Below are 13,576 nucleotides of genomic sequence, written 5' to 3'. Positions count from 1 at the left end.
CCGGGGTCAACGACCTCGATCCGACCGCGCGAGAAACAAAGGACGAAAAGGGTAAAGACGATGGCGAAAGCAGCGACCCCCAAGACTGCGACCCCCAAGACTGCGGCTCCCAAGGCAGCAGCACCGGCAAAGGCTCCGGCCGCAGCAGCCAAGGCGGCTCCGGCCAGGAAAGCGGCAGCGCCGACCAGGGCCGCCGCAGTAAAAACCCCGGCCGTGGCCAGTAAGGCCACCGGCATCGTCGGCAAGGTCCGACAGGTCATCGGCGCCGTGGTCGACGTGCAGTTCGGCGATCACCTGCCGCCGATCCTGAATGCGCTCGAGACCACCAATGTCGGCAACCGCCTGGTTCTCGAAGTGGCCCAGCATCTGGGCGAAAACACGGTGCGCTGCATCGCCATGGATTCCACCGAAGGCCTGGTGCGCGGCCAGGAAGTGCGCGACACCGGCGGCCCGATCGCCGTGCCTGTCGGTCCGGGCATGCTCGGCCGCATCATCAACGTCATCGGCGAGCCGGTCGACGAAGCAGGCCCGGTCGACGCGGTCGAGTTGCGCTCGATCCACCAGCCGGCCCCGGCCTATATCGAACAGTCGACGGAAGCGCAGATCCTGATCACCGGCATCAAGGTGCTCGACCTGCTCGCGCCCTATGCCAAGGGCGGCAAGATCGGCCTGTTCGGCGGCGCCGGCGTCGGCAAGACCGTGCTGATCCAGGAACTGATCAACAACATCGCCAAGGCGCATGGCGGCTATTCGGTGTTCGCCGGCGTCGGCGAGCGCACCCGCGAGGGCAACGACCTCTATCACGAGTTCATCGAATCCGGCGTCAACAAGAAGGGCGGCGGCGAAGGCTCCAAGGCGGCGTTGGTCTATGGTCAGATGAACGAGCCGCCGGGCGCACGTGCCCGCGTCGGCCTGACCGGCCTGACGGTCGCCGAATATTTCCGCGACCAGGGCCAGGACGTGCTGTTCTTCGTCGACAACATCTTCCGCTTCACGCAGGCCGGTTCGGAAGTGTCGGCACTGCTCGGCCGTATCCCGTCGGCCGTGGGCTACCAGCCGACGCTCGCCACGGACATGGGCGCCCTGCAGGAACGCATCACCACCACCACCAAGGGCTCGATCACCTCGGTGCAGGCCATCTACGTGCCGGCCGACGACTTGACCGACCCGGCGCCGGCGACCTCGTTCGCCCATCTCGACGCGACGACGACGCTCAACCGCTCGATCGCCGAAAAGGGCATCTATCCGGCCGTCGATCCGCTGGACTCGACCTCGCGCATGCTCGACCCGCTGGTGGTCGGTGAAGAGCACTATGCCGTCGCGCGCCAGGTGCAGTCGATCCTCCAGCGCTACAAGTCGCTGCAGGACATCATCGCCATCCTGGGCATGGACGAGTTGTCGGAAGAGGACAAGCAGACGGTGGCCCGCGCCCGCAAGATCGAGCGCTTCCTGTCGCAGCCCTTCTTCGTCGCCGAAGTGTTCACCGGCGCGCCGGGCAAGCTGGTCGACCTCGCCGACACCATCAAGGGCTTCAAGGGCCTCTGCAACGGCGACTACGACCACCTGCCGGAAGCCGCCTTCTACATGGTCGGCGGCATCGAGGAAGCGGTCGAGAAGGCACAGCGTCTCGCGGCTGAAGCGGCTTAATCAAGGGAATAGGGAGTAGTCAGTAGTCAGTAGTGAATGGCAGGCAGGTGACCGGGGGCAATTGCCCTTTCTCCCTACTTCCCTACTCACTATTCCCTACTCACTAAATCGACATGGCAGAAGCTTTCAAGTTCGAACTGGTCTCGCCGGAGCGCCTGCTGGTTTCCGCAGAGGTGGAGGCCGTCGTCATTCCGGGTGCCGAGGGCGAGATGACCGTGATGGCGCATCACGCACCGGTCATGACCACCATCAAACCGGGCGTCGTCACGGTGAAGGCCGCATCGGGCGGTGAAGAGCGTTATGTCGTCTTCGGCGGCTTCGCGGACATTGTTCCGGCCGGCTGCACGCTGCTGGCGGAATCTGCTGTCGCGGTGAAGGATGTCGACCGCGCCGATCTCGCGCGCCGTATCCAGGAAGCCAGGGAAGACGCCGCCGACGCCAAGGATGACCAGTCGCGCACCAAGGCCGAACAATTCCTCAGCCAGCTCACCACGCTGGAAGGCGCCATCCTGCCGGCTTGAGGCCGGCACCAACAGTCGACTGAAAAGCGGGGCCTTGCCTCGCTTTTTCGTTTTTAAATGCCCAATGCCGCGAAGGCCTGAGCCGGTCCGCCACGGCGCAACTGCTCGAGATGGACGGCCGCGAGGTCCATCAATCCGGCCCGCTCCGGCGCTCCGGTTGCGAAGCCGGCGAGATCGAACACTGAAGCGACGGTTTCGGCAGCGGGCAGATTCCGGTCAATGATCGCCGTCATGGGCATGTCGAGCGGATCGGTGAAATGGCCCTCGGGCAAAGTCTTTCCGCGTGCTTCGCAGGCGGCGATCCAGGCGGCGACCGCCAGCATGAGATGCCGGGGCGCGGCGCCTGAATGGAGGCGCTTGATGGCAGAGGCCATGATGCGCTGCGGCAGTTTCTGGCTGCCGTCATTGGCGATCTGTGCGGTGCGGTGGGCGAGCGCGGTGTTGGAGAAACGCTGGGCAAGCTCTGCCGTATAGTTCGCGGTGTCCAGCCCGGCATCGGTGGGCAGGGTCGGGATTGCCTCGGCCCAGAGCGCATCGACAAAGCGCCTGATCGCCGGATCGGCGAAGGCGCGGTCGACGGTGGCGTGTCCGCTGAGCAGGCCGAGATAGGCAATGGCCGAATGCGCGCCGTTGAGCAGCCTCAGCTTCATGTCCTCGAAGGGCCCGACATCCCCGACCATGGTGACACCGAACTTTTCCCAGGCTGGGCGGCCTGCCGGAAAATTGTCTTCGACCACCCACTGGCAGAACGGCTCGGTCATGACCGGCCAGGCGTCGTCGACGCCGAGCTCGAGAGCGATCCGCGCCCGGTCGGCATCGGTCGTGGCCGGCACGATGCGGTCGACCATGCTGGAGGGAAACGCGACCTCGTCGGCGATATGGCCGGCAAGCCTGGTCGCGCCTTTCTCCCCGAGGCCGGCATCGCGCAGCGTTGCGAATTCCACCAGCAGCCTGTGCAAGGTCGCGCCGTTGGCAGGCAGGTTGTCGCAGCAGAGCACGGTGAAGGGCTGCAAGCCGGCCGCGCGACGGCGTGCAAGCGCCTCGGCCAGAAAACCGTGCGCGGTCTTCGGCAGATGCGGGTTCGCCAGATCGTAGGCAATATCAGGATGGGCCGCGTCGAGCCCGCCGCCGGCGGCCCGCAGATAGGCTTTCTCGGTGATGGTCAGCGTCACGATGCGGGTGCGCGGATCGGTCAACGTGGCCAGCACGGCGGCGGGATCTTCCGGCGCCACCAGCATCGCGCCGATGGAGCCGATGACATGAAGCCTTTCTTCGCCCCCGCTGCGGATCGCCAGCGTGTAGAGCTCGTCCTGCGGCGCCAGCGCATCGCGCGTGTCGGCACTGCGCAGCGACACGCCCACGATGCCCCAGTCCGTCTCTCCAGCACTCAAGCAATCGTCGACATAGGCTGCCTGGTGGGCGCGATGAAAGGCGCCGACCCCCAGATGCACGATGCCTTGCGTGACCGATGCGCGATCAAAACGCGGCACGGCGATCCTCGCCGGCAACGTCGCGATCGTATTCTTCGAAAGACGTCTGTTCATTGCTGCGCGAAGTCCCCGATTGGCCTTTGGGAGCCGCCCTGTAAGGTCGGCGAAGGAGAAACGGCAGCGGCGTAACATCCACTGCCGGCCGGCACAATGGCCCGTTCCCGATCCAAAGTCATCATACAACAATCTATTTTTTGTATGTTGACATTATTTCCTTGCGACCCTACCGATAGCGCCTCTTGGGAGGATCACCGTGGCACCGACAGATGCGGATTTGCTGCATAGCAGCGACGTGCGTCCACGCTCGCCCGCCCGCACCGGATGCTGGCCCAATGGCCAGGATGAGCAGGGATGACAGGCTGGGGATGCGCCGGCTCTGAGCCGGCGCCTTGATTTTTAAAAAAGGGAGGAAGTCATGTTGCATTTTTCGAAATTGACGGCGGCCACATTCGCCATTGGCTCGCTGTTGATCGGCATTGCCAACGCGCAAACCGTGCTTCGGTCGGCCGACACGCACCCCGACGGCTATCCGACGGTCGAGGCGGTGAAATACATGGGCGAACTGATCAAGCAGCGCACCGATGGCCGCTATTCGGTCGAGGTCTATCATTCGGCGCAGCTCGGCGAGGAGAAGGACACGATCGAGCAGACCCAGACCGGCGTCATCGACCTCAATCGTGTCTCGATGGGGCCGTTCAACGGCATCGTGCCGGAAACCGCGGTGCCGTCGCTGCCCTACATATTCCGCTCGGTCGAACATATGCGCCATGTCATGGACGGACCGATCGGCGACGACATCCTGAAAGCTTTCGAGGCACATGACCTGGTCGGTCTGGCCTTCTACGATTCCGGCGCACGCTCCTTCTACAACACCAAGAAGGACATCGCCTCGATCGCCGACCTGAAGGGCATGAAATTCCGCGTCATCCAGTCGGACGTGTTCGTCGACATGGTCAACGCACTGGGCGCCAACGCCACGCCAATGGCTTATGGCGAAGTCTATTCGGCACTTGAGACCGGCGTCATCGACGGCGCCGAAAACAACTGGCCGAGCTTCGAATCCGCCAAGCACTATGAGGTCGCCAAGCACTACACGCTCGACCAGCACCAGATCGTTCCGGAGGTGCTGGTGATGGCGAAGGCGAGCTGGGACAAGCTCTCGCCGGAAGACCAGGCGGTCGTGCGCCAGGCGGCCAAGGACAGCGTCGTCAAGATGCGCGAACTGTGGGACGCTCAGGAGAAGAAATCCCGCGACATCGTGGAGAAGGCAGGCGTCAAGGTCAGCGAGATCGACAAGCAGCCGCTGATCGACGCGATGAAGCCGGTCTATGACAAATATCTGTCGACGCCGGCGCTGAAGGACCTCGCCGCCCGCATCCAGGCAACCAAGTGAAGTCGGTCGCGGGGCGGGCAATGCATGCCGTCCCGCGCCTTCGTGACCGGCCGGCGATCGGGAGGATCAGATGGCGACAATGACAAGCAGCGCGGCGCCGCCACGGTTCAGCGTCGTGCTTTCGAGGATTTGCGACGGAGCGCTCTATCTGGCCGGCATCGGGCTGGTCGCCATGACCGCGCTCGTCGCCTATCAGGTCTTCTTCCGCTTCGTGCTCAATTCGTCGCCGAGCTGGACCGAAACCAGCGCCATCATGCTGATGAACTGGTTCATCTTCCTCGGCGCCGCCGTCGGCGTGCGGGAGAACTATCATATGGGGTTCGACGTGCTGCTTTATATCCTGCCGAAAGGCAGCAAGGGAGCGTTGCGCACGCTGTCCGACCTGATCGTGCTCGGCTTCGGGTTCGGCATGGTCTGGTACGGCTGCAAGCTTGTCGGCCTGACCTGGCACACCATCATCCCGGCGCTCGAACTGCCGGGCGGCTTCGACTATCTGCCGCTGGTCGCCGGCGGCGTGCTGATCTGCCTGTTCTCGGCCGAGCGCATCGCGCTGCGCTGGTCGGGCGTCGATATCGACAAGGACATCAATCTCGAGGACGTGCCGGAGATGCCGGCGGTGCAGGAGGCCTAGATGGAGCTCTGGATCCTGTTCGGCGTCTTCACGCTGCTGATGTTCGGCGGCACGCCGATCGCGTTCTGCCTCGGTGCTGCCTCCTTCGCCACCGTGCTCTATCTCGGCCTGCCGCCCCTGGTCGTGTTCCAGCAGATGAAGTCGGGCATGAGCGCGTTCTCCCTGATGGCGATCCCGTTCTTCATCTATGCCGGCGATCTGATGGTGCGCGGCGGCATCGCGCAGCGCATCGTTTCCTTTGCCGGCTCCCTGGTCGGCCATGTCCGGGGCGGCCTCGGCCAGGTCAACATCATCGCCGGCACGCTGTTCGGCGGTATTTCCGGCTCGGCCGTGGCCGAGGCCGCGGCCGTCGGCGGGCTGATGATCCCGCAGATGAAGGCACGCGGCTACGGCGCCGACTATGCCGTCAACGTCACCTCGATGGCGGCGCTGATCGCGCTGCTTTTGCCGCCGTCGCAGAACATGATCATCTACTCGATCGCCGGGGGCGGCAAGATTTCGATCGCCGACCTATTCACCGCCGGCATACTGCCGGGCCTTCTGTTCGCCGCCTCGCTGATGGTCACCGCCTATTTCGTCGCCCGCAGCCGCGGCTACCCGGTCGAGGCCTTCCCCGGTTTTTCGCGCGTCGGGCAGCTGGCGCTCATCGCTATTCCCGGACTGCTCCTGATCGGCATCATCTTCGGCGGCGTCCGCTCCGGAATCTTCACAGCGACGGAGAGTTCGTGCATCGCCATTCTCTACGCCTTGCTCGTTACCGTCCTCGTCTATCGCTCGATGGGCTGGAGCGATTTCGTCCACGCCACCAAGGGCGCCGTGCGCACCACTTCGATGGTGCTGTTGATCATCGGCACGGCGGCTTCTTTCAGCTGGCTGATGGCCTATCTCAAAGTGCCGGTGCTGCTGATCGCCGGCATGAATGCGATCTCCACCGATCCGCTCGTCGTGCTGCTGCTGCTCAACGTCCTGATGCTGGTGCTCGGCACCTTCATGGACATGGGGCCGATGATCATCATCTGCACGCCGATCTTCCTGCCGCTGGTCACGCATTACGGCGTGGATCCCGTGCATTTCGGTGTCATCACCATTCTCAATCTCGGCATCGGGCTGAACACGCCGCCGGTCGGCACGGTGCAGTTCGTCGCCTGCGCCGTCGGCAAGATCACGGTCTGGGAAGCGATGCGCTCGATCTGGCCGTTCTATGGCGCCGGTATCGTGGTTCTCGGGCTGGTGACCTATATTCCGGCCATCTCGCTCTGGTTGCCGAGCGTGTTCAAATAGAGGACGACATGGCATTGGATAGCGCAACCGACCTCAGGGTCGAGAGAAAACCCAAACTGTCGGAGACCGTCGTCGCGGCGATCCGCAGGCAGCTTCAGGCGGGTGAGATCCTGCCCGGCCACAAACTGCCGACCGAGGGCCAGTTGACCGAAACCTTCGGCGTCAGCCGCACCGTCATCCGCGAAGCCCTGGCCAAGCTCGCCGCCGACGGCCTGGTCGAGCCACGGCAGGGCGCCGGCGTCTTCGTCACCGAGCACATCTCGACGATGTTCGGGGCGCTCGCGGCCGATATGGGCAGCAAGGATTCGATCGCACTCAACGTGCTCGAAGTGCGGCTCGCCATCGAGATCGAATCGGCCGGGCTCGCCGCGATCCGCCGCAACGCGGCCCAGGAGGCGGCGATCCAGGAAGCCTTCTTCGAATTCGAGCGGCTGCTGCTCGCCAGCGAGCCGACCGGTCCGGCCGACCTCGCCTTCCATCGCGCCATCGCCAGCGCCACCAACAACCCGTTCTATGTCGAGATGCTCGACGTGCTCGGCCGGCGCGCCATTCCGTGCGACGTGACCTCGCCCTGGTCGACCGAGCTTGTGCAGTCGGACAGCTACCAGCGCGGGCTGCAGCGCGAGCACCTGGTGATCCTGAACGCGATCACATCGGGCGACGCCGAAGCCGCGCGCGAGGCGATGCGCACGCATCTCTCGGCGAGCCAGCAGCGCTATCGCGAGCGCCTGCACGCGCGGCAGGTCTATTATTCCGACTCGGTCAAGGCGGCCGGCGGCGAATGATCCATCTCAAGTCAGGACAGCAATGAGCCAGAACCATACCGACTATACATCGCGCTTTGCCATCGACCCCGCCGCCGCCGCGGCCATGGGAACCGACGAGCTGCGCCACAATTTCCACATCGACGACCTGTTCCAGCCCGGCCGCGTCAGCCTGACCTACACACATTACGACCGTATGATCGTCGGCGGCGCGATGCCGGCCGGCGCGCCGCTTCGGCTGGAGGCAATCAAGCCGACCGGAACGAAAGGCTTTCTCGATCGCCGCGAGTTGATCGCCGTCAATATCGGCGGCGCCGGCACGATCGAAGCCGGCGGCCAGCTCCACGAGCTGCAGGCGCGCGACATGCTCTATCTCGGCATGGGCACGCAGGATGTGTCGTTCGCCTCAGTCGACAAGGCCGCGCCGGCGAAGTTTTATCTGCTCAGCGCGCCGGCGCATCAAACCTTTCCCAGCCGGCTGATCCGTATCGGCGACGCCAGGCGTCTCGATCTCGGCAGCAACGAGGCCTGCAACGAGCGCTCGATCTTCCAGTTCATCCATGCCGACGGGGCCAGGACCTGCCAGCTCGTCGTCGGGATGACGCAACTCGCGCCGGGCTCCATCTGGAACACCATGCCGTGCCATGTGCACGACCGGCGCATGGAGGCCTATCTCTATTTCGACCTGCCGGAGGCGGCGCGCGTCTTCCATTTCATGGGCGAGCCGGACGAGACCCGCCACATCATCATGCGCAACGAGGAGGCCGTGCTGTCGCCGGGCTGGTCTATCCATTCGGGCGCCGGCACCTCCAGCTATGCCTTCATCTGGGCGATGGCCGGCGACAATGTCGACTACACCGATGTCGATCCGGTGGCGATGGAAGACCTGCGGTGAGCGATCTTTCCGCCTTCAGCCTGACCGGCCGGCGCATCCTCGTCACCGGCGCCAACACCGGAATCGGCCAGGGCATTGCCGTCTCGATCGCGCGCGCCGGCGGCATGGTCGTCGGTGTCGGCCGTTCCTCGATGGATGAGACGGCCGCAAGGATCGCCGCGGCGGGCGGGCGGTTCGAGGCGGTCGCGGCCGACCTTGCCGACACATCCGCCGCAGGTCCGATGCTGGAGCGCGTGTGGGACGAAAGCGGGCCGCTCGACGGGCTGGTCAACAATGCCGGCATCATCCGGCGCGCCGATGCAATCGACCTTTCTGAGGCCGATTGGGACGAGGTGCTCGACCTCAACCTGAAGACGGCTTTTCTGCTCTGCCAAGGCTTCGCCAGGCGCGTCCTTGCCGGCGGACGCAAGGGCAAGATCGTCAACATCGCCTCGGTGCTGAGTTTCCAGGGCGGCATCCGCGTCGCGTCCTACACCGCCTCGAAGCATGGCGTGCTCGGCATCACCCGGCTGCTCGCCTGCGAATGGGCAGCGAAGGGCATCAACATCAACGGCATCGCGCCGGGCTATATCGAAACCAACAATACGCAGGCGCTGCGCGCCGATCCCGACCGCAGCGGCTCGATCCTGGCGCGCATCCCCGCCGGCCGCTGGGGCCGGCCGGAAGACATTGGCGATGCGGCGGCCTTCCTGCTGGCGCCGGCGTCGGACTACATGCATGGCGCGGTGGTGCCGGTGGACGGGGGCTGGCTGGCGCGATGAGGATCTGTCTCGACGAGGAATATTGGGATGAGCGAAACGAAAATCTTCTCGCAGGCCGGCGCGGGCGCCTGGACGGTGACGCCGGACGGCAACAGGCGGCGCGTTCTCCTGCACACGGATGAACTGATGATGGTCGAGTTCGGCTTCGACAAGGGCGGCGTCGGCGCCCTGCATTCGCATCCGCATGTGCAGGCGAGCTACGTCGCCGAGGGCCGCTTCGAAGTGACCATCGACGGCCGGACCGAAATCATCGAGACAGGCGGCAGCTTCATCGTGCCGTCCGGCCTGGTGCACGGTGTCAAGGCGCTCGAGGCGGGCCGGCTCGTCGACAGCTTTACGCCGCACCGCGCCGATTTCCTCGCCTGAGGGGCGGCCATGCGATGAGCGACGGGCGCTCGTTCTGGCGCTGTTTCCAAATGAAAACCCGCGCCTCCGGAGAGGCGCGGGTCTGTTGCCTGGGCGCTTGCGCGCCGCGGTACTCGAAACGTGGCCGCAGGAGATGGACCCTGCCGCATCATGGTGAAGATAGGCTTAACGCGCGGCCCCATGTGATCGCGCCGGCCACTGACGAGGCAAGAGATGCACGGCGTTCAAGTGATGTGCCTGAGCAGGCCGAAAAGCCGTTCGAAGGTCTTGCCATAGGGCGGACGCAGAAGGCTTCCCGCGCTCAAGCGCGACTGCAGGAAGACCGGCTTCTCCTTGCTGAAGGTGCGGAAGCCCCATTCGCCGTGATAGGCGCCCATGCCGCTGGCGCCGACGCCGCCGAAGGGTTGGTTCTCCTGCACCAGATGCAACATGCAGTCGTTGATGGTGACGCCGCCGGCGATGGTCTCGTGCAGGATGCGTTGCCGGTTGCCGTCGTCCCGCCCGAACCAGTAGAGCGCCAGCGGCCGGTCGGCCCGGTTGACATGGGCGATGGCCTCGTCGATCCCGGCATATTCGAGGATCGGCAGCACCGGCCCGAAAATCTCCTCGCGCATCAGCCGCAGGTTGGAATCGGGCTTGCTCACCAGCGTCGGCGGCAGCTTGCGGCTGTCCGCGCCGAACGCCTCGCCGGCCGGGTTGACCTCGACTATCGTGGCGCCGCTGTCGCGGGCCTCGGCGATCATGTCGCGCAGGCGCTGATAATGCCGGTCGCTGACGATGGCAGTATAGTCCGGATTGTCGCGCAGGCTGGGGTAGAGCTTCGCCATAGCCGTTGCGAGCTTGGCGGCGACCGTTTCCGCCTGGCCTTGCGGCACCAGCAGATAGTCCGGCGCGATGCAGGTTTGCCCGGCATTGAGGAGCTTGCCATAGGCGACGCTGGCCGCCGCCGCATCGAGGTCGCATGAGGGGTCGAAGATCGCCGGCGACTTGCCGCCGAGTTCCAGCGTGACCGGGGTCAGGTTGGCCGCGGCGGCCAGTGCGACCTGGCGGCCGACGGCCGTCGATCCGGTGAACAGCAGGTGATCGAAAGGCATCGACACGAATGCCTTGCCGACCTCCGCATCGCCGGTGATGATGCTGAGTTCGTCCGGCGCGAAATGCTCGGCGGCCAGGCGCGCCAGCAGCGCTGAAAAGGCGGGCGTTAATTCCGATGGTTTGACCAGCACGCGATTGCCGGCGGCGAGCGCCGCGGTGGCCGGCGCGACGGCGAGCTGGAAAGGGTAGTTCCAGGGCGATACGATGCCGACGACACCGAGCGGCTGCGGGACGAGCCGGTTCCTGCCCGGCAGGAAGGGCAAGGTGGTGGCGACGCGGCGTTGCCGCATCCAGCCTTTCAGGTGGGACAGTGCGTGGCGGATGCCAGCCCGCACCACGAACAGCTCGGCAAGGCGGGTCTCATGAGCCGAGCGGCCGCCGAAATCGGCGTCGATCGCCGCGCAGATGTCGGCCTCGTGCTTTTCCGTGAGCGCGAGCAAGCGGGCGAGGCGATCCTTGCGGACATCGAGGCCCGGGAAGGGCTGCGCCTCGAAGGCGGCGCGCTGCAGCTTGAAGCGCTCGCCGAGAGCATCCTGTCTGGTCTGCAGCATCGCTCCCTCCCTGATGGCGCCGAGGCAAGCTTACATCGCGGCGCGTGAGGGAATCCAGCAGGGGTGCTGATGTCGCAGGGGAAGGCAAGAATTGGAGCCGGTGGGCGTGCCACCGGTATCCGCGGATAGCGTTCCGGCGATCTTCGCTTTAAGAACGGTGCCTCAGCCAAACAGGGGACCATTGCGAGATGGCGATATCGACGGCGAGCGTTGCGCCGGATGCACCAGACCCCAAGCGGCGCGTCCTGAAGGATGTGTTCGGCTTCGACGATTTTCGTCCCGGCCAGGCTGACGTCATGGAGGCGCTGCTGGGCGGACGCCATGTGCTGGCGGTCATGCCGACGGGTGCGGGCAAGTCGCTGTGCTATCAGGTTCCGGCGCTGGTCCTGGGCGGCCTCGCCATCGTCGTCTCGCCGCTGGTGGCGCTGATGCAGGATCAGGTCGCGGCGTTGCGCCTGGCCGGCGTGGCGGCCGATACGATCAACTCCTCGCTCGAGCGCGAGGCCAATGTGGCGGCGTGGCGCCGTGTCGCCTCCGGCCAGACGCGCCTGCTCTATCTCGCGCCGGAGCGGCTGATGACCGAGCGGATGCTCGACGCGCTGGCCAGGCTAGACGTCAGCCTGATCGCCATCGACGAGGCGCATTGCATCTCGCAATGGGGTCCGGCGTTCCGGCGCGAATATGAGGATCTGTCGCGGCTGCGCTCCATTTTCCCGCAAGTGCCGATCATCGCGCTGACGGCGACGGCGGACGAGGCTACCCGCACCGATATCGAAGCGCGTCTGTTCGCCGGGCGCGCCGAAACCCTGGTGCTGGGTTTCGACCGGCCGAACATCAAGCTTGCCCTCGAGGCCAAGCAGGACAGCAAGCGCCAGTTGCTGCGCTTCGTCGGGCGTCACGCGGGCAAGAGCGGCATCGTCTACTGCCTGTCGCGCAAGAAGACGGAAGAGATGGCGGCCTTCCTCGAGAAGAACGGCGTCACCGCGCTCGCCTATCACGCCGGGATGAGCAAGGAGGCGCGTGAGGCGAATCAAAACGCTTTCATGACGCTCTCCGGAGTCGTCATGGTGGCGACCATCGCCTTCGGCATGGGCATCGACAAGCCCGACGTCGCCTATGTCTTCCACACCGACCTGCCGGGCAGCCTGGAAGCCTATTATCAGGAGATCGGCCGCGCCGGCCGCGACGGGCGGGCGGCCGAGGCCCATATGCTTTACGGGCTCGGCGATATCCGCATGCGGCGCCTGTTCATCGACGACGAAGAGTCATCACCTGAACACAAGAGGCGCGGGCATCGCCGGCTCGACACGCTGATCGGCTATTGCGAGACGGCGCAGTGCCGTCGCCAGGTGCTGCTTGGCTATTTCGGCGAAGAAGCGGAACCTTGCGGCAATTGCGACAACTGTCTCGACCAGGCGCCGCGCGCAGATGGCGGAGCGGAGGCGCGGACCATCCTCGCGGCCGTCGCGCAGACCGGCGAGCGCTTCGGCGCCGCCCATATCATCGACATACTGCTCGGCCACGAGACGGAGAAAGTGCTGGCGAGAGGCCATCAAACGCTGACCAGTTTCCGGGCCGGCGCGGCGCATAGGAAAACGGTCTGGCTGTCGCTGATCCGGCAACTGGTCGCCGGCGGATTCCTGATGCCGGATCCGGACGGCCATGGCAGCCTCGCCATTTCCGAAAGCGGCCGCGCCCTCGCGCGCGGCGAGGTTGCGTTCCATTATCGCGTCGAGACGCGGGACCCTCTCGCGCGCGGCAGGAAGCGTTCCGGGGAAGGCTCCGCCGCCAGAGCCGAGGGTGTGGATGGATCGCTGCTGGCCGCGCTCAAGGCGCTGCGGCTGCGGCTGGCCAAGGAGCGGCAGGTGCCGGCCTATGTCGTGTTTTCCGACCGCACGTTGATCGACATGGCCGAACGCCGCCCGCACGACCTCGACGCCTTCGCCGAGGTGAATGGCGTGGGAGCGGCGAAGCTTAGGGAATTCGGGGAGGTTTTTCTGGGCGCAATCGCGGGACATCGTCCGAATTGAGCAGAACCGGTCGGCGCGTCACGCTCAGGCGACAGCGGGCAAACTGTTGCTCATGTCTCCGGGTTGTACAGAACTGAACGACCCGAGACATAGGTGACGAAACGTACCGGACACATGGGTAACACTTTTCGCTTTGCGGGAGGTGTTGATG

The 13,576-nt window shown here is 65.2% G+C and carries 12 protein-coding genes; 10 read left to right on the top strand and 2 right to left on the bottom strand.

Annotated features, from left to right (window positions below):
- Positions 1–60 precede the first annotated feature (60 nt).
- Positions 61–1,647 carry a F0F1 ATP synthase subunit beta gene (gene atpD, locus LB551_RS06535; protein ID WP_224658596.1) on the top strand — a complete coding sequence of 529 codons (1,587 nt, stop codon included), beginning with the start codon at positions 61–63 and terminating at the stop codon, positions 1,645–1,647.
- Positions 1,648–1,760: 113 nt separating this feature from the next.
- The gene (locus LB551_RS06530) at positions 1,761–2,168 is read left to right on the top strand and encodes a F0F1 ATP synthase subunit epsilon (RefSeq protein ID WP_140641182.1); all 408 of its coding nucleotides are present in this window, start codon (positions 1,761–1,763) and stop codon (positions 2,166–2,168) included.
- A 53-nt stretch (positions 2,169–2,221) separates the two neighbouring features.
- Here the strand turns inward: LB551_RS06530 and LB551_RS06525 are convergent, their stop codons facing one another.
- Complete coding sequence (locus tag LB551_RS06525; RefSeq protein WP_224658595.1) at positions 2,222–3,712, bottom strand: mannitol dehydrogenase family protein; 1,491 nt, start codon at positions 3,710–3,712, stop codon at positions 2,222–2,224.
- A 361-nt stretch (positions 3,713–4,073) separates the two neighbouring features.
- On the opposite strand from LB551_RS06525, the gene LB551_RS06520 reads away from it, so the two are divergent.
- From LB551_RS06520 to LB551_RS06490, 7 genes are all read left to right on the top strand, one after another.
- Positions 4,074–5,051 (top strand): TRAP transporter substrate-binding protein, encoded by a 978-nt coding sequence (locus LB551_RS06520; protein ID WP_140550783.1) that lies wholly within the window; start codon positions 4,074–4,076, stop codon positions 5,049–5,051.
- Positions 5,052–5,130: 79 nt separating this feature from the next.
- Positions 5,131–5,682 carry a TRAP transporter small permease gene (locus LB551_RS06515; RefSeq protein WP_140550947.1) on the top strand — a complete coding sequence of 184 codons (552 nt, stop codon included), beginning with the start codon at positions 5,131–5,133 and terminating at the stop codon, positions 5,680–5,682.
- Positions 5,683–6,963 carry a TRAP transporter large permease gene (locus LB551_RS06510; RefSeq protein ID WP_140560745.1) on the top strand — a complete coding sequence of 427 codons (1,281 nt, stop codon included), beginning with the start codon at positions 5,683–5,685 and terminating at the stop codon, positions 6,961–6,963.
- 8 nt (positions 6,964–6,971) lie between these two features.
- Positions 6,972–7,748: a FadR/GntR family transcriptional regulator gene (locus LB551_RS06505; RefSeq protein ID WP_140518248.1), complete on the top strand. Its 777-nt coding sequence runs from the start codon at positions 6,972–6,974 to the stop codon at positions 7,746–7,748.
- Positions 7,749–7,770: 22 nt separating this feature from the next.
- Positions 7,771–8,622, top strand: a complete 852-nt coding sequence (gene kduI, locus LB551_RS06500; RefSeq protein ID WP_224658594.1) for a 5-dehydro-4-deoxy-D-glucuronate isomerase — start codon at positions 7,771–7,773, stop codon at positions 8,620–8,622.
- Positions 8,619–9,383 (top strand): 2-dehydro-3-deoxy-D-gluconate 5-dehydrogenase KduD, encoded by a 765-nt coding sequence (gene kduD / locus LB551_RS06495; protein WP_224658593.1) that lies wholly within the window; start codon positions 8,619–8,621, stop codon positions 9,381–9,383. The genes kduI and kduD overlap by 4 nt, the downstream gene beginning before the upstream one ends.
- A gap of 27 nt (positions 9,384–9,410) precedes the next feature.
- On the top strand, positions 9,411–9,749 hold the full coding sequence (locus LB551_RS06490; RefSeq protein WP_224625186.1) for a cupin domain-containing protein: 339 nt from the start codon (positions 9,411–9,413) through the stop codon (positions 9,747–9,749).
- Positions 9,750–9,973: 224 nt separating this feature from the next.
- Here LB551_RS06490 and LB551_RS06485 read toward each other — a convergent pair whose 3' ends face one another.
- Entirely contained in the window at positions 9,974–11,395 is a 1,422-nt protein-coding gene (locus LB551_RS06485; protein ID WP_224658592.1) for a coniferyl aldehyde dehydrogenase, read from the bottom strand.
- A 188-nt stretch (positions 11,396–11,583) separates the two neighbouring features.
- Between LB551_RS06485 and recQ the strand changes: the two genes are divergently transcribed.
- Positions 11,584–13,425 carry a DNA helicase RecQ gene (recQ, locus tag LB551_RS06480; protein ID WP_224658591.1) on the top strand — a complete coding sequence of 614 codons (1,842 nt, stop codon included), beginning with the start codon at positions 11,584–11,586 and terminating at the stop codon, positions 13,423–13,425.
- Positions 13,426–13,576: the final 151 nt, after the last annotated feature.

Source organism: Mesorhizobium sp. BR1-1-2, from assembly GCF_020165435.1.
Taxonomy (GTDB): Bacteria; Pseudomonadota; Alphaproteobacteria; order Rhizobiales; family Rhizobiaceae; genus Mesorhizobium.
Note: the sequence above shows the minus strand (reverse complement) of the source record. Positions and strands in the feature narration are given on the sequence as shown.